This is a genomic window from Halorientalis regularis (genome assembly GCF_023698535.1).
Lineage (GTDB): Archaea > Halobacteriota > Halobacteria > Halobacteriales > Haloarculaceae > Halorientalis > Halorientalis regularis.
In genome coordinates, this window is the sequence record NZ_JALJCL010000002.1 from 222518 (window position 1) to 244040 (window position 21523).

The 21523-nt window shown below is 64.7% G+C and carries 18 protein-coding genes; 8 read left to right on the forward strand and 10 right to left on the reverse strand.

The annotated features are described in order from the left end of the window. Positions 1-73: 73 nt before the first annotated feature. Positions 74-325, reverse strand: coding sequence for a DUF8142 family protein (locus MU521_RS03390; protein ID WP_092689745.1), 252 nt, complete (start codon positions 323-325; stop codon positions 74-76). A 158-nt stretch (positions 326-483) separates the two neighbouring features. Between MU521_RS03390 and MU521_RS03395 the strand changes: the two genes are divergently transcribed. Continuing rightward, on the forward strand, positions 484-2793 hold the full coding sequence (locus MU521_RS03395) for a heavy metal translocating P-type ATPase (RefSeq protein ID WP_092689747.1): 2310 nt from the start codon (positions 484-486) through the stop codon (positions 2791-2793). Between the two features lies 1 nt (position 2794). Here MU521_RS03395 and MU521_RS03400 read toward each other — a convergent pair whose 3' ends face one another. Beyond that, positions 2795-3583, reverse strand: a complete 789-nt coding sequence (locus tag MU521_RS03400; RefSeq protein WP_092689749.1) for an enoyl-CoA hydratase/isomerase family protein — start codon at positions 3581-3583, stop codon at positions 2795-2797. Between the two features lie 42 nt (positions 3584-3625). Beyond that, entirely contained in the window at positions 3626-3772 is a 147-nt protein-coding gene (locus MU521_RS21790) for a DUF7129 domain-containing putative zinc-binding protein (RefSeq protein ID WP_432613031.1), read from the reverse strand. Positions 3773-3916: 144 nt separating this feature from the next. Here MU521_RS21790 and MU521_RS03405 point away from each other — a divergent pair, with 144 nt between their 5' ends. Next, positions 3917-4354: a bifunctional nuclease family protein gene (locus tag MU521_RS03405; protein ID WP_092689751.1), complete on the forward strand. Its 438-nt coding sequence runs from the start codon at positions 3917-3919 to the stop codon at positions 4352-4354. A gap of 75 nt (positions 4355-4429) precedes the next feature. Next, entirely contained in the window at positions 4430-4912 is a 483-nt protein-coding gene (locus tag MU521_RS03410; RefSeq protein ID WP_092689754.1) for a universal stress protein, read from the forward strand. Here the strand turns inward: MU521_RS03410 and MU521_RS03415 are convergent, their stop codons facing one another. Together MU521_RS03415 and MU521_RS03420 are read right to left on the reverse strand one after the other, a co-directional pair. Next, on the reverse strand, positions 4913-5383 hold the full coding sequence (locus MU521_RS03415) for a phosphopantetheine adenylyltransferase (RefSeq protein WP_217630112.1): 471 nt from the start codon (positions 5381-5383) through the stop codon (positions 4913-4915). A 63-nt stretch (positions 5384-5446) separates the two neighbouring features. Next, the gene (locus tag MU521_RS03420; RefSeq protein WP_175452801.1) at positions 5447-5590 is read right to left on the reverse strand and encodes a hypothetical protein; all 144 of its coding nucleotides are present in this window, start codon (positions 5588-5590) and stop codon (positions 5447-5449) included. A 149-nt stretch (positions 5591-5739) separates the two neighbouring features. Between MU521_RS03420 and MU521_RS03425 the strand changes: the two genes are divergently transcribed. Beyond that, a complete protein-coding gene (locus MU521_RS03425; RefSeq protein WP_092689762.1) occupies positions 5740-6207 on the forward strand; it encodes a DUF4112 domain-containing protein in 468 nt (155 codons plus the stop codon). A 47-nt stretch (positions 6208-6254) separates the two neighbouring features. Further along, the gene (locus tag MU521_RS03430; protein WP_092689765.1) at positions 6255-7736 is read left to right on the forward strand and encodes an AMP phosphorylase; all 1482 of its coding nucleotides are present in this window, start codon (positions 6255-6257) and stop codon (positions 7734-7736) included. A gap of 184 nt (positions 7737-7920) precedes the next feature. On the opposite strand, the gene MU521_RS03435 is transcribed toward MU521_RS03430, so the two are convergent. The 4 genes from MU521_RS03435 to MU521_RS03450 form a co-directional block, all read right to left on the reverse strand. Continuing rightward, positions 7921-11742 (reverse strand): PAS domain S-box protein, encoded by a 3822-nt coding sequence (locus MU521_RS03435; protein WP_175452802.1) that lies wholly within the window; start codon positions 11740-11742, stop codon positions 7921-7923. Positions 11743-12189: 447 nt separating this feature from the next. Then, a complete protein-coding gene (locus MU521_RS03440; RefSeq protein ID WP_250864787.1) occupies positions 12190-12735 on the reverse strand; it encodes a type IV pilin domain-containing protein in 546 nt (181 codons plus the stop codon). Between the two features lie 356 nt (positions 12736-13091). Further along, positions 13092-14726, reverse strand: coding sequence for a (R)-citramalate synthase (locus MU521_RS03445; RefSeq protein ID WP_284731802.1), 1635 nt, complete (start codon positions 14724-14726; stop codon positions 13092-13094). A gap of 69 nt (positions 14727-14795) precedes the next feature. Continuing rightward, positions 14796-15251 (reverse strand): DUF192 domain-containing protein, encoded by a 456-nt coding sequence (locus MU521_RS03450; protein ID WP_092689776.1) that lies wholly within the window; start codon positions 15249-15251, stop codon positions 14796-14798. Between the two features lie 186 nt (positions 15252-15437). Here MU521_RS03450 and MU521_RS03455 point away from each other — a divergent pair, with 186 nt between their 5' ends. Continuing rightward, complete coding sequence (locus MU521_RS03455) at positions 15438-17183, forward strand: sensor histidine kinase (RefSeq protein ID WP_092689778.1); 1746 nt, start codon at positions 15438-15440, stop codon at positions 17181-17183. A 71-nt stretch (positions 17184-17254) separates the two neighbouring features. Then, complete coding sequence (locus MU521_RS03460; protein WP_139171073.1) at positions 17255-19027, forward strand: sensor histidine kinase; 1773 nt, start codon at positions 17255-17257, stop codon at positions 19025-19027. A 5-nt stretch (positions 19028-19032) separates the two neighbouring features. Here the strand turns inward: MU521_RS03460 and MU521_RS03465 are convergent, their stop codons facing one another. Beyond that, a complete protein-coding gene (locus MU521_RS03465) occupies positions 19033-20727 on the reverse strand; it encodes a methyl-accepting chemotaxis protein (RefSeq protein ID WP_217630114.1) in 1695 nt (564 codons plus the stop codon). A 215-nt stretch (positions 20728-20942) separates the two neighbouring features. Here MU521_RS03465 and MU521_RS03470 point away from each other — a divergent pair, with 215 nt between their 5' ends. Continuing rightward, a complete protein-coding gene (locus tag MU521_RS03470; RefSeq protein ID WP_092689786.1) occupies positions 20943-21497 on the forward strand; it encodes a DUF7097 family protein in 555 nt (184 codons plus the stop codon). Positions 21498-21523: the final 26 nt, after the last annotated feature.

Below are 21523 nucleotides of genomic sequence, written 5' to 3' on the forward strand. Positions count from 1 at the left end.
CCGAGGCCTCACTCTGTTCGGCCTCGCCCTGCTTCACGGCTCCTCTCGTCGCCGTTTCGCTTCGCTGTCTCGCTCACTTCGTTCGCTCGACATCGCCGTTCACATCACCAGTCCGATCCGCCGCGAACCCGGTCCGGAAGGCGATGTAGGCGAGGACGCAGATGAACAGGATCGGGGGCAGGATCATGAAGCCCCAGAGTCCGTCGAGTCCCCATCCGAGGAGGAGGATTACGTCTGCAATCCCGAGCGCGAGAAAGGGCAAGATCCAGAGTGCCGCCCGCTTGCGACTGACCCCTCCCTCGTCGTCGGAGAGCAGTTCGTCCATACCACACGTTCGGCTTTCGAGGTAAAAAGCACCGCGTTGTCTACCCCAGCCGACCCCCCAGTTTGTTAATCGTATCGACTTCGGTTATTAAGGAAAGGCAGTACGGGACGGGGTAGTAACAGCGCCATTAATAAGTCCAGTGTGGCTACGTTTTCGTAATGACCGACGGCACAGTGGACGGCGACCGGGACGCGGGCGACGGGGTTCGGCTCCGGCTGGAAGTGCCGGAGATGGACTGTCCGTCGTGTGCCGGGAAAGTCGAGAACGCGCTCGACGGCGTCGACGGCGTGACCGGGACGGAGTTCAGCCCGGCGACGGGCGTGGTCACGCTGACGGCGGCGTCGAGCGAGGGCCGGGAGGCGGCCGTCGAGGCAGTCGAAGCGGCCGGCTACGAGGTGACCAACGCGTCCGAGGCCGGTTCGGAGCGTGCGGTACCCGCGGCTGCGGAACCGGTCTGGCAGACGACGCGAGCCAGGAAGACCGCCGCCAGCGGCGTGTTGTTGCTGGCTGGCCTTCTGCTCCGGTTCCTGCCGCTGGGGCTGGACGTGGCGGTCGCCCGTCCCTTCGGCCATCCGCTGTTCGCCGCCGACGGACTCTTGCTGGTGGCCGTCGCGGTCGGCGGCGAGGTGATCGTGCGGAGCGGCTACTACTCGGCGCGGAACCTGAGCCTGGACATCGACTTCCTGATGACTGTCGCGATACTCGGCGCGACGGCGGTGTCGCTGTTCACGCCCGAGCGGTTGCTGATCGAGGCGGCCTCGCTGGCAGTCCTGTTCAACGTCGCCGAGTTGCTGGAACGGCACGCCGTCGACCGGGCGCGGAACTCCCTGACCGAGCTTCTGGAACTCGCGCCCGAGCGTGCGCTGGTGCGCCGGGACGGCGAACTGACGGAGGTTCCCGCTGGCGAGGTCGCGGTGGGCGAGACGGTCGTCGTCGAACCCGGCGAGAAGGTGCCCCTGGACGGCGACGTGATCGAGGGCGAGAGTGCGGTCAACGAGGCCCCGATCACCGGCGAGAGCGTGCCCGTCGACAAGACCGTCGGCGACGAGGTGTACGCCGGGTCGATCAACGAGAGCGGCTACCTCGAATTCGAGGTGACTGCCGGGGCCGAGGACACCACGCTGTCCCGGGTGATCGACCTCGTAGAAGGAGCCCAGGAGCGCAAGACCGACCGCGAGCAGTTCGTCGACCGCTTCGCCAGTTACTACACGCCAATCGTGGTCGCCGCCGCCATCCTCACGGCGACCATCCCGCCGCTGGTGCTGGGCTGGCCCGGGATCGAGTGGCTCGTCAACGGCATCACGTTCCTCGTGATCGCCTGCCCCTGTGCCTTCGTCATCTCGACGCCAGTCACGGTGGTCTCGGGCGTAACGAGCGCGGCCCGCAACGGCGTCCTCGTGAAGGGCGGCGACCACCTCGAGGCAATGGGCGAGGTCGACGCCGTCGCCGTCGACAAGACGGGGACGCTGACGACCGGCGATCTGGGTGTCACCGATGTCGTTCCCCTCAACGGGAACGACGAGGCCGGCGTACTCCGCTGTGCCTGGGGCCTCGAAGCCCGGAGCGAACACCCCATCGCCGCGGCTATCGTCGGCCACGCCAGCGCCGAGGGCGTCGCGGACGGCGACCGCGAGGTCGCGGACTTCGAGAGCCTGACCGGGCAGGGCGTCCGGGCGGAGCTGGGCGGCGCGACCCACTACGCCGGCAAGCCCGCCCTGTTCGAGGACCTGGGCTTCGACCTCGGCCACGTCCACTTCACGACCGACGCCGGCGAGTTGCCCGCCGACGCCCGCGACCAGTGTGCGCGCGCGGGCTGTCTCGACCTCGTCGAGGACACCATCCCGCGACTCCAGTCCGAGGGCAAGACCGTGATCCTCGTCGGCACGGACGAAGAAGTCGAGGGGCTGATCGCCGTCTCCGACACGATCCGGCCGAACGCGGCCCGCACCGTCGCGGCCCTGCGCGAGCAGGGACTGACGACGGTGATGCTCACCGGCGACAACGAGGGGACCGCCCGTGCCGTCGCCGAGGAGGTCGGCGTCGACGACTTCCGGGCCGGCCTGCTCCCCGCGGACAAGGTGTCGGCCGTCGAGTCCCTGCAGGCCGAGTACGGCGAGGTCGCGATGGTCGGCGACGGCATCAACGACGCGCCCGCCCTCGCCACGGCCGACGTGGGCGTCGCGATGGGCGCGGCCGGCTCGGACACGGCCATCGAGACCGCCGACGTGGCACTCCTGGGCGACGACCTCTCGCGACTGCCCTACCTCTCGAAACTCGCCAGCCGGGCCAACGGTGTCATCCGCCAGAACATCTGGGGCTCGCTGGGCGTGAAGGCCGTCCTCGCACTCGGGATTCCGTTCGGCCTCGTCGGCGTCATCCACGCCGTCCTGATCGGCGACGTGGGGATGACCAGCGCCATCACCGGCAACGCGATGCGGCTGGCGCGACTGGAGCCCGAGGACCTCTAACTCACTCCCCCTCGAACTCGGGCTCTCGGTCCTCCAGCATCGCCGCGAACCCCTCGCGGTGGTCGTGGCTGTCCCAGACCTCCCGTGACCGTTCGTACTCCATGTCCAGCCCCTCCGCCAGCGTCACGTCGAAGGCGCTGTTGAGGCACTCCTTGGCGCGGGTCATCCCCATCGGAGCCCGCGTCGCGAGTTCGTCGGCGTACGCGCGGGTCGCCTCGCCGACCGTCCCCGGTTCGACGACCTCGTTGACCAGGCCGAGCCGCTCGGCCTCTTCGGGGTCGATCGTATCCGATTTCATCACCAGTTCCTTCGCTTTCGCGAGCCCGATCAGCCGGGGGAGTCGCTGGGTGCCGCCGCCGAACGGGAAGATCCCGAGTTTGGTCTCCTTGAGGCCGTAGGCGGCGTCGGCACCGATGATCCGGAAGTCGAAGGGCAGGGTCAACTCGAAGGCCCCGGCGATGGCCGCTTTCTCGATGCCGACGACGGTGGGCACCGACAGGTCGGCGATACCGTCGAAGACGCCCCGCAGGCCGTCGTAGATCTCCTGGTGGCCGTCCATGTCGGCCTCGGCCATGAGCTCCAGATCCATCCCGGCCGAGAAGACGGGACCGTTCCCGAGCAGCGTCATCACGCGCACGTCCTCGCGGTCGTCGACGGTCTCGACGGCCGCCCGGAGGTCGTCGAGGACCGTCAGGTCCATCGCGTTGCGCTTCTCGGGCCGGTCCAGCAGGACGTCGGCGCGGTGGTCCTCGAACGAGACGGCGACCGTTCCTGCTCCGATGGATTGCATGGAGGCATTCACTGCCGAGACGGGTAAAAAAGCTCGCCCGCGTCACTCGCGCGGGACGCTGAGATCGGCAATCACACAGCCACACTCCGGACAGGTCTGGGGCTGGCGGTCCGCCTGCATGCGAAGCCGACAGCCCACGCACTCGTAGACGAACGGTCGGACGGGGGAGTAGGGGTCACCACGAGGGATGTGTGCTAGTTCGTGTCACACTTGCTTGAATACGGACCGACGTTCACGGCCGGTGACAGTGGTCGGGAACGGAGGGCGGGGACGACGTGACCCGCGCCACCGGGCGCGGGATATCTTTTCATACCCACCGGTCGTACTGTAGGTATGAACGAGGCCACCGTCGAGGGCGTCGGTGTCGGCGTCGGCGACGAAGGCTCGGGCGCGCCGGTCGTCGTCCTCCGTGCGCGGGACGAACTCCTGCCGATCTTCGTCAGCAGTGACCAGGCCCAGTCGATGCAACTGGCCATCGAGGGCGAGCCGTTCGACCGACCGCTCACACACGACCTGTTCGTGGAGGTGGTCGCCGAGTTCGGTGGCGCTATCGACAAGGTGCGCATCGACGACCTCGCCGACGGAACCTTCTACGCCAAGATCGACGCCGAGCAGTACCACGGCGGCGAGCGCAAGGAACTGGTCTTCGACGCCCGCCCCAGCGACGGCATCGCCCTCGGTCTCCGGGTGGACTGCCCGATCATGGTCTCCGACGAAGTCCTCGACGCCGCCGGCCGCCCGCCCGAGGAGTTCGACGTCGAGGGCACCTGACGGGACGGTACTCCCAGCGACTGAGAGACGGCGACCGTCTTTTTTACCGCACGGCGAGAACCTCGAAACGAACCCATGGGAGACCGCGACTACGACACGATTCTGGTGCCGACCGACGGGAGCGACGGTGCGCTGGCAGCGGCCGAACACGCTATCGGGCTGGCCGAGCGCTACGACGCGACGATCCACGTCCTCGCAGTGGTCGACGTGGACGACGTGGCCCTGACCACGCCGACCGACACCGATCTGGGCGACCTGAAGTCGACGCTACGGACACAGGCACAGGCCGACATCGACGAGATCGTGAGCTTGGCCGGGGCCGAGGGACGCGAGACCGAGGAGGCCACCGTCCCCGACACCGAAGAAGCGATCCTCGTCGGCGTCCCCCACCGGGCCATCGTCGACTACGTCGAGGACGAGGGGATCGACCTGGTCGTGATGGGAACGCACGGACGGCAGGGCCTCCAGCGCGTTCTGCTCGGCAGCGTCGCCGAGCGCGTCGTCCGGACCTCCCCGGCCCCCGTCATGACGATCCGCCCCACCGACGGGGCGGAGTAGTCAGTCCCGGACGTGGCCGTGTTCGTCGATTTCGCCACGGACGATGCGCGTCGAGGAGATGCGCTCGCCGTCCGCGGCGAGGACGTAGGGCGCGACGATTCCCTCGATGGGCTCGAACCCCCTCTCGCGCCGGCCGTCGTTGATCGCCGCCAGTTCCGGGGCCGTCTCGGGTGAGACGACCAGCGCGTCGATCTCCGGCTCGTCGCTGACGATGCCGTGTTCGTCGGTCAGCTTTCGTATTTCCACGTCGCGGCCCCACTCGTCGAGATCCGCGATTGCGGCCTCCAGCGCGGCCCGTCGCCGTTCGAACGGCGGGACCGCACGCGTCCGCGACGCCTGCGCGAACGCGTCGCTGGTCAGGCCGACGATCAACCCCTCGTCCCCGTACTTCAGCGCCGTCCGCAGGAGGTTCCGGTGGCCGTCGTGGAGCGGACCGAAGGTTCCGGCGACGGCGACGCGAGTTCCGGTCACAGCCAGCCTTCGCGCGCCAGGTACTTCAACGGCGACGACCGGGAGTCAGTGGGTCGGGCGCGATCACAGCCCGACGAGGTCGTCCAGTTCCACGTCGTCGAGACGGCCCCCACAGACCGCACACTCGCCGACGTGTTCGGGTGCCGATCCGCCTTCCATGTGCAGGTTCCCGCAGTCGGTACACACCTCGAACTCTGCCTGAAGCATACGCTCGGGTGTGGCGTCGCCCGTCGGATGTGTTTTGTGGCGGTCCGATCGCTCCCGGGTGCTCGACACGCCGAACAGCCGGCGTCGGTATCAACGCCCGGAGACCAGCGGCGTCGGTCTTATCCGTCGCGGAGCCGAAGTAGTCGGGTATGAGCTGGGACCTGGAGGCGCGACTCGACGAGACGTTCGACGGGGACGTACCGGACAGCGTCGACGAGGCGGCGCTCGACCGGCTCAAGGCCGTCGCCTACGTGATGGACGAGAGCGTCCGCGTCCCGGGCACGGAGGTCCGGATCGGACTCGACCCGCTGGTGAGCGCGGTCCCCGTGGTGGGTGACGTGATCAGCGGCGGCCTCTCGCTGTACATCGTCGTCGAGTCCGCGTATCTCGGCGTCTCGTACGCCACGCTGGCGCGCATGCTCGCCAACATCGCCATCGACGTGGGTGGCGGTGCCATCCCGTTCGTCGGGACCGTCTTCGACGCGTTCTGGAAGTCCAACAAGCGCAACGTCGAGCTCCTGCTCGACGAGTTGGGTGAGACGGACCAGCCGGATGCGGTCACGGAGACGAGTGAGCCCGAACCGGTGATGATCGAGGTCGACGAACCGGCCGACTGAGGCGGCCCTCTCCCGACACTTATATTCTCGCGCCGACAGGCTGAGCCATGAAACTGCAGGCCCGGGAGATCGACATCGGCACCCGGACGCCGACGGTGATCCTCAACGGCGACGACGCCGCCGAACTCGGTGCCCACCCGCTCGACCGTGTCGAGATCGACCACGACGGCGGCACGGTCGTCGGGATCGTCGAGTTGACCGACGAACTCGTCGCCGAGGGCGAACTGGCGGTGACGCGCCCGCTCGGCCACATCGAGGGCGAGGTCACGGTGACCATCGCGCCCAACCCCAGTTCGGCGTCGTTCGTCCGGAAGAAGCTGGACGACATCGAACTCGAAGCCGGAGAGATCGAGGCCATCGTCACGGACATCAAGTACGACCGGCTCAGTGACGTCGAGTTGAGCGCGTTCGTCACGAGCATCTACACGAACGGCCTCTCACGGGCCGAGATCGTCAACCTCACAGAGAGCATGGTCGCCGCCGGCGAGACCATGACCTGGGATCGGGACCGCGTGGCGGACAAGCACTCAATCGGGGGCGTCGCAGGCAACCGCGTGACACCCGTCGTCGTCCCCATCGTCGCCGCGGCGGGCGTGACGATCCCCAAAACGTCCTCGCGGGCGGTCACCTCCGCCGCCGGCACCGCCGACACCATGGAAGTGTTCTGTGACGTGGAGTTCGGTCTCGACGAGATTCGCGGGGTCGTCGCCGAGACCGACGGCTGTATGGTCTGGGGCGGCGGCGTCAACCTCTCCCCGGTCGACGACAAGATCATCCGCGTCGAGACGCCGCTCTCGCTGGACCCGCCGGGACAGATGATCGCCTCCGTGCTCTCGAAGAAAAAGAGTGCTGGCTCGACCGAAATCGTCATCGACATCCCCTACGGCGAGGGCTCGAAGGTGCCCAGTCTCGACGCCGCCCGCGAGATGGCCGAGGACTTCGACCGCGTCGGTGACGCGCTCGACATGCAGATCGACTGCGCGATCACCCGGGGCAACCAGCCCATCGGGGCCGGCATCGGCTGTGGCCTCGAAGCCCGGGACGTGCTCGCCGTCCTCCAGGGCGAGGGTCCCGAAGACCTCCGGTCGAAAAGCGTCACCCTCGCAGACATCCTCCTGTCGTCGTGCGGTTGCGACGAGTCGGCCGCCGCCATCCTCGACGACGGCCGCGCGCTCGCAACCTTCCGCGAGATCGTCGCCGCCCAGAACGGCGATCCGGACGTGACGACCGACGACCTCCCCATCGGCAGCCACACGGCGACGGTCGAAGCCCGACGCGACGGTCGCGTTAGCCACGCCAACAACCGGCTCGTGAACGAGTGTGCGCGCCGCGCTGGCGCACCGAAGGACAAAGGTGCGGGGGTGGACCTCACCGCGAGGGTCGGGGACACCGTCGCAGCGGGGGAGGCGCTGTTCACGATCCACGCCGAGACCGCCGAGAAACGCGACGCGGCCGTCCGGTACGCCCGCGAGAACCAGCCCGTCCGCGTGAGCCCGCCCGACGAGGCGCTGGTCGAACGGTACGGGTGACTCGCAGTCGGCTCAGTCGGCCGCCGTATTACACCGACCGCAATCTGTCCCGTAACTGTCGAGGCCAGCGTGCGAGATACAGAGGTTCAATCTTGCACGAAGGTACCTGGAAATGATAAGGAAGAAAGATATCGACAGGATACGACCTAAAGTATCCAGCCACGCCGCAAAAGTGGTCGTTCGTTCAGGTGGACCTCAGGAGTTCCACGACGAATACCGCGCCCATCGGATCGTTGTCCTCGGCGTAAACGCTGCCGCCGTAGCGGTCAACCAGCGTCTCGACGAGGTACAGTCCAAGTCCAGTGCCTTCGCTGTCGAGTCCCATCTCTCCCTGCTGGAAGATTTTCTCTTTGCGCTCATCAGAGATACCCGGCCCGTTGTCAGCGATACGTACAGCAACGATGTCGTCTTCTTGTGTCGCGGAGACGCTCACTTCTGGAACCTCCTTGTCGTTGTGCTGGATGGCGTTTTTCAGCAAGTTCCGGAACACCGACTTCAGCATCCCGTCACCCAGCACTTCGATGTCTGGAATTGTTCCATCGATGCGAACCAGCCCCTCCTCGTAGTTCGACCGAACGTTGTCTACCTCACTTTCGAGTGCTGGCCGGAGTCGAACCGGTGTCAGGTCGACATCTGACTGGAGCATCACTCTCGTCACATCCCGTGCTGTCGTGGTGATGTCGATTGCGTCCCGCGTCGCATCGAGGACCTGTTCGACGTACTCGTCACCCTCGGGGTCAACGCAGGTGGCCAGCATTTCCGCGTAGGCTAACACGAGCTGGAGGTCGTTGCGGATGTCGTGGCGCACGACCTGATTGAGGATTTCGAGGTTGTCCCGTTGACTCTCGAGTTTGTGCTGGTACTCTGTGAGATCTGTCACATCGCGAGCGTATCCCAGAACCGCGTCTTCTCCGCTCTCGGGGACCTGATACGGAATCTTCGTCGTCTGGAGAATACGCGTCTCGCCGTCGGCTGTCGTCAGTTCCTCCTCGGGGACGAACTTGGCTTCGCCGGATTCGATTACTTCGATGTCGTCCTGTCGGAACTCCTCGGAGTCCTCAACTGACGGAATGACCTCCGTCTCGTGGCGTCCTTCTACGTCTTCGGGTTCCATCCCGTAGAACTTGGCCGTCGTCTCGTTGGCCAGCAGATACTCGCCCTCTCTGTTCTTGACGAATATCAGGTCCGGCACGAGGTCGATTATCTTTCTGAGTTTCTCCTGGGTCGCTTCGAGAGCTTCCTCGTACTCTTTGCGCTCGGTAATGTCCTGTGCGACGGCCACGAGCTTTTGCGGTTCGCCGTCACTGTCGGTAATCGGTGAGATTGTCTGGTAAAGGACTATCTCCTCACCATCAGCTCGCTTGTCGACTATTTCCCTTTCCCAGTGGTTTCCGCCACCCACAGTTTCCCAGAGTTCTTCGTAGAAGGCGTCCTCGTGTTCGCCTGATTTGAGCAGTCGGGGTGTGTCACCGATCACTTCGTCCTCGCTGTACCCGGTGATCTCCTCGAACGCCGAGTTGATGTACTCGACGCTCCCGTTCGTGTCGGTTATGTACACCGCGTGGCCGGTCTGTTCGACGGCCTCGCGGAACTGCTCGAGTTTCCGCTCTCGGCGCTTGCGCTCGGTGATGTCCTGGAACGTCCCGTGGACGGCAGCGATTTCGTCATCCGCGTAGCGCGGCTCTCCACGCGTGCGAACCCAGCGGACCTCGTCGTTATCTGCTCGTATAATCCGCAGTTCGAGGTCGTATGGTTCACCCTCAGTCGTGAGCCGGTTGAACGCTTCCCTGATCGTGTCTCTATCCTCTGGGTGATAGAACTCGATCGCGTCTTCGGGCGTCGGGTTCGCATCCAGCGGTAGTCCGTGAATACGATGCACTTGTTCGGACCACCGCAACGTCTCAGATTGCAGGCCGACTTCCCAGCCACCGATGCTGGCGACTTCCTGTGAGTCTTGCAGAAACTGGCTAGTCCGCTCGAGTTCCTGTTCGCGTTGCTGACGTGTGAGTTCCATCCCGATCCACTGTGCCATAATCCGAACGAACGACTCCTCGGCGTCTGTGATTGGCGTCTCACGCGATTCTGGACGGGAGAAATTCAGGGTTCCGTACCGTCGGTCATCGACGAAGACTGGTACCCCAACATAGGCCTCCATTCCCCGATTCTGATACGCTGGGTGGTCTTTGACACTACCAGCATCTGCGCTGTGAAACACAACTGGTCCGTCCGCGTCGTAGACGAGTGAACAATACGTATCGGTGAGATCGAACGTATCTCCGGGTTCGACGGCATCGCCAGCGGCCACGACATTTCGGACTGTGTACTCGGAGCCGTCGATCTCTGAGAGGATTCCGATATCGAGATCGAGATACGACGCTCCCAGATCGAGCAGGTCAGTTATCTGCTGATCGACTGTTCGCTCGGCATCAGTTACTATTTCGGTGAACGATTCCAGGGCGTTGTTCTGTTCTGTAATCTGTTCTCTGCTCTCTTTGAGTTCTTGCTCTCGGCGCTTGCGCTCGTCGATGTCGAGATGGATGCCGACGGCACGGACCGGGTCGCCATTGTCGTCACGCTCGACGACCTCTCCGATGTCACGAATCCACTTCCAGTTCCCGTCGACTGTCTTCATCCGGTGTTCGCTATCGTAGTACTCGGTTTCGCCGGCCAGGTGACTCTCCAGTGTGGCCTCGACTTCAGAGATGTCATCGGGGTGGACTCGTTTCTCCCATGCGTCGAGGTGGTCGCCGATGTTCGCCGGGTCGTACCCCAGCATCTCGGCCCACTGGTCGTTGAACTCCACCTCGTCGGTTTTGACGTTCCAGTCCCACACGCCCAGTTCGGCGCCCTCGACTGCGAGTTCCAGCCGGTCTTTGAGTTCCTGTATCTGGCGCTCGCGCTCTTTCCGCTCGGTGATATCTCGTCCGAGCGCGAGATATTGTGGCTCGCCCAGAACTTCGATTTTCGACACCCAGACCTCGGTCGGAAATGTCGAACCGTCCTTGCGCTGGTGTGTTCCTTCTAGCTTGAGCGTCTCTCCGATGTCCATCGCTGCCCACGTCTCCTGTGCCGTTTCCGGGTCGAGTCCAACCTCGAAGTCCGTGACGTTCATTTCGAGTAGTTCGTCGCGAGTATATCCGAGATTCTCGACGTTTTGATCGTTGACATCCAGAATATTGCCGTCCGCGTCGTGAATAGCAATGGCGTCCGGAGCCTCGTCGAGCAACGCTTGGAGCCGCGTTTTGGCCTGTTCGAGTTCCCGTTCTCGGTTTTTGAGTTCGGTAATCTCACGTCCGGACCCGACGATGCGCTCGACCGTCCCGTCGACGACCACCGGCGTCAACTTGGTCTGCCAGATTGTCGTCTCGTCGGTGAGGTCGAGTTCCTCCTCGTAGACGAGTGTTTCCCGACGTTCGATACACTCTCTATAGTTGGCCGCCAGTTCCGACCCGATTTCGTCGCCGAATACCTCGGTCGGCGTCTTCCCGCGGACTTCCTCGATGGACTTGCCGGTAAACGCTTCCTCGCGTTCGTTGAACCGCTGGAAGCGAACAGTTCCGTCGTCGTCAACATCGAGCAAAAAGAGTGCGTCCTGTACGTGATCAAAGACTGATTCGTACTCCCGTTTGAGATCGTTCAGGGTCGCTTCTCGTTCATTTTGCTCGGTGATCTCACGACAGAATGCGACGACTGCGGCTTCCCCATTGTAGGATATCTGATTTACAGAGAACTCGATTGGAACTCGATCACCCGACTTGGTTTCGAGAGTGACCTCGTACTGATCCGGGGCGTCTTCGCCGCTCGTCCGAGCACTGTGATACTGCTCAACGAGGGCTGCATCGTCGTCTGTGACAAGCATCGTTTTCGGTGCGCCCACGAGCGTTGCCTCCGCGTATCCTGTCATTTCCTGCAGAAGTTCGTTCGCGTAGACGATTTCGCCGTTTTGAGCAACGAGGATGCCGTCGTTACTCTCTTCAACGATTGACTCGTAGGGGACATCGTCCATCGTCGAATTCATGTTCGCGTGACGTTCGGATAAATGTTCGAAGGGTATGTCAGTTCGATTAGGAGATTTCACTGTCTCTAGTGGCGTTTTTCCACCGTGTCAGCTACAGAATTGATGGTTTTACTCTTCCTTCCCCACCCGACAGGAAGTGACAATGGGGCAACACTGACACCATCGTCCGTGGCAGTTGATCCATCGGAGGAGACTCAAAGCGATGGTGAGTTGTTGCACACCGCTGTACCAGCCGATTATGTCGTGCTAACCTAATATCTGTGGTACGAGAGACGCGCTGTGTATCTTGCACTGCTGCTTCTGATGAGTTCGAATCCCGTCAGAACGCACGTGACCGACTCAGAGGTTGGAGTCAGCCGACAGCTAGGCCTGTTTCGGGCTCTTCGATTCCGAATGTAATACTCACAGGTGAAGAGTGAAACATTCGGAGATCGACTACGTCGCAGTCAATGTTTGCTTGATTACGACCGAGTTTGTCGGCGTGTGAACGACGCGAACTGTAATGCTCTCACCACTATCGAGTTCGCATTCGGAACTGGCTAATCTAAACGTCGCTGTTTCGCCTGCCTGCCACTGACCGCCTGCTTCACCAATCGGTCCGCTCACTGAATTATATGAGTTGTCGAAAATATCGTCGCCACGAACGTACTCGCTCGTCGGTACCGGGTCGCCTCCACTTGCCGGTAAGTTCACCAGTCGACCGGATTTCCCACAGGCTTCCTGTGCATCAACAGCGATCTCGAGGTTAGAAGCTGACAGAGTGTCTCCTGCGATATGCGTGATGTTAACTTTCCCGCCATCGTTCCCATCTTGTGTTACAAGTTCACCGCTTGATTGACCAACGATAGGGCCGGGTTGATTGGCTTCGTCAGTAAACCCAAGCGCTAAGACAGAGATTATCGCGGCCAGTATCACCACGATAGCAACCATCAAAATGTTAGCTATGACTGGTGAAGCGGCCCGTGACGAAGATATCACCACCGTGTGTACTAAGCCATAGGGGCACTAATCAATTCGTATTATTTGTCTGAGAGTGCTGCACACGCGCCCTCTATTCAGTAGCGTCACCCGAATACCATCGGAATCTGGAAGGAGCTGCAGCGATCCGTTGGATATTTCAGCTAACTGGTGTTGGCGGAGTATGGTTAGCATCCGCGCGCCCTCGGCGCGCGGTTCACGAGACTCGCGCCGCCGGCGCGAGTCCCGTAGTTTTTCCCCAGAGTTTTGCAATGGTGAGGGAGCTTTGCTCCCTCGTACCATGCGAACGGGCGGCTTCGCCGCCCGTGAGCAGACGGGGGGTTCGCCGTCGGCGAACCCCCCGCAGTAAAAAGTGGGTGCTAGTCGTCGGCGAGCACCTGCTCGGGTTCGTTCTCGATCAGGCGGTCGATGGCTTCGACCATGGCCTCGACCGAGGCCCGCGTGATGTCGGCGTCGGAGACGGCGACGGTGACGGAGTTGTCGCCGCGGGACATCTCCACTTCGACGGTGACGACGGCGTCGGTGCCGCCGGTGATGGCGTCGACGTGGTAGGAATCGAGCGAGGCGTCGGCGGCGTGGCCGAGCGCCTGCTGGACGGCGGAGACGGCGGCGTCGACGGGGCCGTCGCCGTGGCCCGACGCGACGCGTTCCTCGCCGTCGACCTCGACCCGCACGGAGGCGGTCGGGGTGCCCGACCCGCTCGCGGCGGTCATCTCCAGGAGCTTGACACGGCGCTCGCGGTCCTTGCCGACGACCTCCTCGGCGATGGTGAGCAGGTCGGCGTCGGTGACGCGCTTGCCGCGGTCGCCGATGGCCTTGACGCGTTCGACGACTTCGTCGATCTCGTCGTCGTCGGCGTCGATGCCGTGTTCGGCGAGGGCGGCCTCGACGCCGGCGTGGCCGGCGTGTTTGCCGAGGACGAGCCGGCGCTCCCGACCGACCTTCTCGGGCGGGTAGGGTTCGTACATGGCGTCGTCCTTCAGCGTGCCGTCGGTGTGGATGCCGCTCTCGTGAGTGAAGGCGTTCTCGCCGATGACGGCCTTGTTCGGGGCCAGCGGGACGCCCGTCGAGCGGGAGATCAACTGTGCGAGGTCGTACACCTCGGTCAGGTCCATCGGCTCGACGCCGTAGCCGTGATCCAGCGCGATGGCGACCTCTTCGAGGGCGACGTTGCCAGCCCGTTCGCCGATGCCGTTGATCGTGCCGTGGACGAGGTCCGCACCCGCGGCAATCGAGACCAGCGCGTTCGTCACGGCCAGTCCGAGGTCGTCGTGGGTGTGGGTGCTCGTCGGGCCGAGTTCGGTCATCGGCTCGATCCGTTCGAGCGTGTCGTCGGGCGTGGCGTGGCCCACCGTGTCCGCGTAACAGATGCGGTCGGCCCCGGCGTCCATCGACGCGCTCATGAGTTTTTCGAGGTAGTCGACGCGCGCACGGGAGCCGTCCTCCGCGATGACTTCGACCCAGAGGTCGTGGTCTTTGGCGTAGGCGACCAGTTCCTCCGTGTTCTGGACGTTCTCCTCGTGGGTCGTCCCGACTTTCGTCTCGATGTGCTTGTCGCTGCCCGGGACCACGATGGTCACGCCGTCCACGTCGCAGTCCAGCGCGAGGTCGACGTCGTTTTCGATCCCGCGACAGAAACTCGTGACCGTCGCGTCGAGGTCGAGGTCGGTCACGCGTCTGATCGTCTCGCGCTCGCCCGGCCCGGTGCAGGCGCTGCCGGCCTCGATGAAGTCGATCTCTGCTCGATCGAGTCCACGGGCGATGCGCGCTTTCTCCTCGGGCGTCAGCGACACGCCCGGCGCTTGCTCGCCGTCGCGAAGCGTCGTATCGAGGAACTGTACGTCGTCGACGTCACTCAGGTCCCGGAGCTGTGGGTGGCTCCCGAAGAAGCTACTCTCTGTCACAGTGTGTCCACCATCAGGCAGAACCGAGAATTTCGCGCCCAGCCGCCTTGCGGCGACTTCCTCTACCTCCGTCGGTGTATGGTCCGACATTGTACCCGGGAGTAGGCCGATGCTCGCGCTTTAATCTATTGGATTCGACACAGCGGCCGACCGCGCGACTCACTCGGTCGCGTCGGCGGCCGGTTCGTCTTCGGCCGACTGCTCGTCGTCGGTCGGTTCCCCGTCGTCGGGCGACGCCTCGCGCTCGACGACCACGCGGTCACCGACCGCGACGCCCTCGGCGCTACCGGCGGCGAGTTCGACGATGGTGTCGGCCTTGGCGACGCCGATGCCCGTCCAGGGCGAGAGCGTCGCCGCCTTCACCACTTCCTCGTCCCGCAGCCAGAGAACGTCGAGGGGGGTCCGGACGAACAGCATGTGTATCACGCGCCGGGGTATCGTGTCGAGCAACCGGTAGACGAACCCGGGATCGCCGAACTCGAAGACCAGCGCGTAGTCGTCCGACACCGTGGACTGGCCCATCAACCCGACGGTCTGTGAGACGAACGAATCGGCGAGGTCGACGGTCGTCGCCAGCGCTCGCCGCTCGCCCGCGGCCTCGTGCACGACGCGCATACCCCTCGCTCGCCCGGTGCCGACAAAACGTTTTGGTCCGTTTCCACGTGCGGACGCAGCCCCGACCGAAAGCCGTCCCATCGCCCGGCCACGGGCTGGGAGACACGACCCTCGCACACAAGGGCAAAGTTTCAAGCGTGAGAACTGGAGCGGATAGTTAAAACTGGAGTATACAAAAAGCGAACCATGGCCAGTGAACTCTCCGGCGTGGTCCTGGCGTATCTCGGACTCCCGCCAGTGGCGGTGCTGCTGCACGTCGGACTGGGCTACTGGATCTACCGGAATCACTGGGACAAGCGCGGCACGAGGTGGTTCGTGGGGATGCTCGCGCTCGGCGGCGTCTACACCGCGGTCACGTCCGTCCAGCTGTTTCTCTTCTCACAGGAAGCGAAGGCCCTCTTCACGACGGTGGGCGGATTCTTCGGCCTGACGTCATACGTCGCCTTCGCTGGCTTCGCGGGGACGTACACGGAGACGCAGTACCACCGGCATCCAGTGGTCGTCGTCATCCTGGCGAGCATTCCGGTGGGCTACCTCGTGATGGCCCCCTTCCAGACGGTCGGGAATATCTGGATTACCGACGTCTGGATCGAGACCGAGCCGTTCCGGTATCTGGCCTTCGAACCGGGACCGGGACTCCTGTTCATCATATTCCTGTCGTACGTGGTCGGCTTCTACAACCTGTACAAACTGGTCGTGTATCTGCTGTCGACCTCGAAGCGCGCCACGAAACAACTCGCCCTGCTGATGGCTGGTTCGCTCAGTATCTTCGTCATCGCGACAGTGAGTAACCTGGGGTGGTTCCCCGCGGAACACTTCTACCACGGCGCCTACGCCACGATTCCGTTCATCCTGTTGACCACACTGGCTCTGTTCCGATTCGATCTGCTGAACGTCCAGCCGGTTGCGCGCAACGCCGTCGTCGAGAACCTCCGGGACCCCGTCCTCGTCCTCGACGACGAGGGCCGGCTCGTCGACTACAACGCGGCCAGCACCCGCATCTGGCCCGACCTCGACGGCCACGTCGGCGAGCCCTTCGAGGCCGCCTGCCCCACGCTCGCCGGGAAAGTCGATCCGGCCGACGAGGACGAGGAAGCGAACCGACTCACCCTCCCGACCGACGGCCGCGACCGCCACTATTCGGTCACCGTCTCACGCGTCGCCCGGCGCGACGGCGACGACGAGTGGCTCTCGGTTCTCCTGCGGGACGTGACGGCACTCGAACAGTCCCGGTGGCAACTCCAGACACAGAACGAACGCCTCGATCAGGTCGCTTCGACCATCTCCCACGACCTGCGCAACCCCATCAACGTCGCCGACGGCTACACCGAGATCATCCAGCGCATGATCGACGCGGACGGTCTCGACGCCGAAGAGGGGGAGCAGGCGCTGGACCACCTCGGCGAGATCCAGACCAGCCACGACCGGATGGAGGCGATCATCGACGACATCCTCACCATCGCCCGCGAGGGCAAGACCGTCGAAGACACCGACACCGTCTCGCTGGCCACCGCCGCCCAGGACGCCTGGGCCAACGTCGACACGAGAGACGCTACCCTGACCGTCGACGGTGACCGCACCCTCCAGGCCGACCGCTCGAAGTTCCTCTCGATCCTCGAAAACCTGTTCCGGAACGCGCTCGACCACGGCCCCGACGACGTGACCGTCGAGGTCGATGCGACCGCGGACGGCTTCTCCGTCGCGGACGACGGCCCCGGCATCCCCGCGGAACACGCCGACAGCGTCTTCGAGTACGGCTACACCACCACCGACGAGGGCACTGGACTCGGCCTGTCTATCGTCGAGACCATGGCCGAGTCCCACGGCTGGACCGTCGAGTACGACGCCGACTCCGAGCAGGGAGCACGCTTCGTGTTCGGCGACGCCAGCAGCGAACCCGTGACCGAGACGGCGTCGCCCGTCGTCGAGTGAGCGTCACGGGTGTCACACACCGGCCGACCGCTTTCGGGACCTGTAACTGGACGGGACTCTATATTTGTCGATTGCTATCTACCGACATGGGCGTCTCGGCGGTCTATCTGGCGTACGTCGGCCTGCCGGTCCTGACGGCCGTCATCGGCGTCGGCTTGATCTACTGGATCTACCGGTTACAGTGGGATCGGCCCGGCGCGAAGACGTTCGTCCTGCTCTTGCTCGTCGGGAAGGTGTGGGTGCTATCGCTGGTCGCACACATCGTCGTGTCCGATCCGACACTGCAGTGGACGGCCGCAATGGTCGAGACGAGCGCCGCCTTCGGCTCGTACGGCCTCTTCGCGGTGTTCGTCTCCCAGTACACCGGGTCGGGATTCCACCGGCACCCGGTCGTACAGGTCGCGCTCGCCGTCCTCGTCGGCGGGGTCACCGTCCTCTCTTTCACCAACTGGGCGCACGGACTGCTCTACCAGCGACTCGTTCCCCACCGGACGCCCTTCACGTACTACGAGTTCGTCTACGAGCCCGGCTTCATCGTGTTCATCGTCCTGCTGGCGGTGGTGATCGGCTACGCCTGGTCGGTACTGGTGAAGTACCTGCTCTCGACCTCCCAGCGGTCGGAGGTGCAGCTGGTTCTCCTGCTCGCAGGCGGGCTCGCCATCGCCGTCGCGCAGGTGCTCGGGAAGACCGGCGTCTTCCCGGCCGAGGGGCTGGCCCACGCCGCCTACGGGGCGCTCCCGTTCAACGTCCTGACGACGGTGGCGCTCTTTCGGCTCCGCCTGTTCGACATCCAGCCGGTGGCGCGCAACGCCGTCGTCGAGAACCTCCGGGATCCCGTCCTCGTCCTCGACGAGGACGGCCGGCTCGTCGACTTCAACGAAGCTAGCACCCGCGTCTGGGACGGCCTCGACGCTCACGTCGGCGACCGGTTCGGCGTGGCCTGTCCGGAGCTGGCCGAGGCGGTCTCGTTCCCCGAGGCGGGCGAGGAGACCGCCGGGCGGCTCACGCTCCAGGTCGCGGACGCGGAACGGCATTACTCGGTCAACGTCTCGCAGGTCGGCCGCGGCCGCGACGACCGGCGCTGGTACTCCGTCCTGTTGCGGGACGTGACCGCACTGGAGCGATCTCGCTGGCAACTCCAGACACAGAACGAACGCCTCGATCAGGTCGCTTCGACCATCTCCCACGACCTCCGCAACCCCATCCAGGTGGCAGACGGGTACGTGGAGATGCTGGACGACATGGTCGACGCGGACGGGCTGGACGCCGCCGACGCCGACGAAGCAACGGAGTGTCTGCGAAAGACGAGCGAGACCCACGGCCGCATGGAGGCGATCATCGACGACGTACTCACCATCGCCCGCGAGGGCAAAACCGTCGAATCGACCGAACGGGTCGCCCTCTCGACCGTCGCCCGCGACGCCTGGGCCAACGTCGATACCGGCGCGGCGACCCTGACCGTCGCCGAGGACCGCCGGCTCCAGGCCGACCGCTCGAAACTGCTGACGATCTTCGAGAACCTTCTCCGGAACGCACTGGATCACGGTCCCGACGACGTGACCGTCGAGGTCGGGGCGATCGACGACGGCTTCTACGTGGCAGACGACGGCCCCGGCATCCCCGCGGAACACGCCGACAGCGTCTTCGAGTACGGCTACACCACCACCGACGACGGCACCGGCCTCGGCCTGTCTATCGTCGAGACCATGGCCGAGTCCCACGGCTGGACCGTCGAACTGGAGCCACCGGACGGCGAGGCGGCGTCCACTGGCACCCGCTTCGTCTTCACCGGTGTCGGCGGTGGCCCGGTCGTCGACGACCGGGAGTCACAACCCACCACCTGATTCGGTCAGTCGTCGGCGGGGCGGGACGTGCTACCGGTGGCGGCCGCGTCGGGTTGGAGGGACGCGTCCGGCAGCTGGAACCGGCCCAGGAGATCGGTCAGATCGGTCGCTTCGGTCGACAGGGATTCGGTCTGGTCGGCGACCGTCGAGACCGACGCGGTCTGCTGGCGGGCGGCCGCGGCGACGGTCTCGGCCTCTGCGGCGGTCTCCTCGCTGATCGAGGCCACTTCGTCGACCATGTCGACGACTTCCTGGGTGGTCTCGGCCTGATCGTCGGTCGCCGTCGAGATCTCCGCGACGCTCGTGTGTAACTCGCCGACGACCGCGACGATGTCCTCGAAGTTCGACAGCGTTCCCTCGACCGTCGCGATGCTGTCGGTCACCTGTTCGTTCATCTCGCGAGCGGTCGCGGCGGTGTCGTCGGCCTCGCGCTGGACCTCGGCGATGAGTTCGGACATTTCGTCGGCGGAGTCGCGAGCCTCGTCGGCCAGTGCCTTCACCTCGTCGGCGACGACGGCGAACCCCTCGCTGTCCTGGCCGGCCCGGGCGGCCTCGATGGAGGCGTTCAGCGCGAGCAGGTTCGTCTCCTCGGCGATGGCCTCCACGTCGGCGACGATCTCGTCGATCCGGCCGATCTTGGTCGCGAGTCCGGCCACGTCCTCGGCGGTGCGGTCGATGCGTTCCTCGACGCGGTCGAGTTCGTCGATGGCGTCCGCGGCGGCCTCCCGGCCAGAGCGCCCCCGCTGAGCGGCTTCCTCGGCGGTCTCGGCGACCTCGTCGGCCGAGGCCGCGATCTCCTCGACCGTCGCGGAGAGCGTGTTCATCTCCGTCGCGATCTCCTGGAGCCGGTCGCTCTGTGTGGCCGCCCCCTGGGAGATCTCCTCGGTCGAGCCGGCGATCTCGTCGCTGGCGCGGTCGATCTCGGCGACGGAGGACTGCAGGTCGTCGCTCGTGTCCGCGACCGCGCCCGCGAACGCCGCCACGTCGCCGATGGTGTCGGCCAGCGTCCCCAGGAGCTCGTTGTAGTTCTCGACGACGGCCGCGTGGCCCTCGTCGTCGGTCTCCAGTTCGACCGTCGCGGTCAGGTCACCCTCGCGGGCCTGCTCGGTCGCGTCGGCGAAGGCCGCGGCCATCTCCTCCAAGTTCGCCGACCGTGCCTGGAGTTCGGCGGTCATCTCTTCCAGTTCCGTCGTGTAGCCGTCGAGTTCCTCGGCCATCGTCGACAGCGACTCGCCGAACTCACCGGGAACGTCCTCGTCCAGCGCCGGCGCGTCGAACTCCTGGTGAGCCAGGGCGTCGGCCTGCCGGGAGACCGTGGTGAGGTACTCGCTCATGTCGGCGACGGCGTTGGTGAGCGACCCTACCTCGTCGGGCTGGTCCGAGCGAGTGGCAGTCACGTCGAGGTCGCCGGCCGCCACGGCCGCGACCGTCCGTTCGAGGGCTTTGATCGGCGCGACGAGATCCTCGCGGGTGATCAGAAGTGTGTTCAGGAAGGCGACGACGGCCGCGGCGACCAGCGCGCCGACCAGCGCGACGCGAACCAGCCCGGAGACCAGAAACGGGAGGACGGCCTGGGCCAGCGAGATCGAAAACTGGATCGCCACCGCGGCGACGACCTTCCGCTCGACGGAGCCGGTCACACCGAGCCGATCCATAGAACCCCACAGCAGGGACCGATACCTGTCGAGAACTGCGTCCATGTGTCTCGAAGATCAGCGTGGGCACGGTTTAACCGCCCGCCAATTCTCAGAATGTGAAATTTTCGCCTTTTCGTGCTATTTGCTTCCTCTTGAGTGTCTTGAAGCCGAATTCAAATATTCAGATATGATTTCGTTGCGTCACGGGTCGTCGGTACACGAGCCGAACCGGTGTGACGATCGGGCGATTGAAGCCGTCGTGGGCCCAGGGACGGGGTATGGAGAAGACGCCGACCGGGACCGCCGTCGGGGTCGACGACCCCTACGTCCACGTCGACCGGTGTGACCACCTCACGGACGCGGGAAAGTGTCGCTTCGCCGTCGAGCAGGGCGACCGCGACCCGGCTTTCGCCGACGCCCGCAGCGCCGAGGATTTTCAGTGTCCCGTGGCTGGCGACCTCGACGAGGAGGGACTGACCGGCCCGTGGGAGTGGGCCGACTGCCCCCACTTCCGGTGTCGTGACCACGAACGTGAGTGCGCCCGCTGTGGACTGGAAGCCCGACGGCTGGCCCACTCAGACGAGCGGCCCCTGCTGGAGGAACACCACCTCTCTTACACCGATTCGGCCGAGGAGGACGGCGATCCGAGCCACGAGATCGCCGTCGTCCTCTGTCGCTGGTGTCACGCGAAGGTCCACGACTCGTGGGCGCGCATCGACGACGACGTAAATCCCGACGCGGAGGCCATCGCCGAGGCCGAATCCCGGCGCGCCCGGGAACAGGACGAACTGAGCTTTTCGTCGGCGGCCGAACGATTCGACCGCGACGGCTGAGTTTCGGGCGACTTATCCGTCCCGTC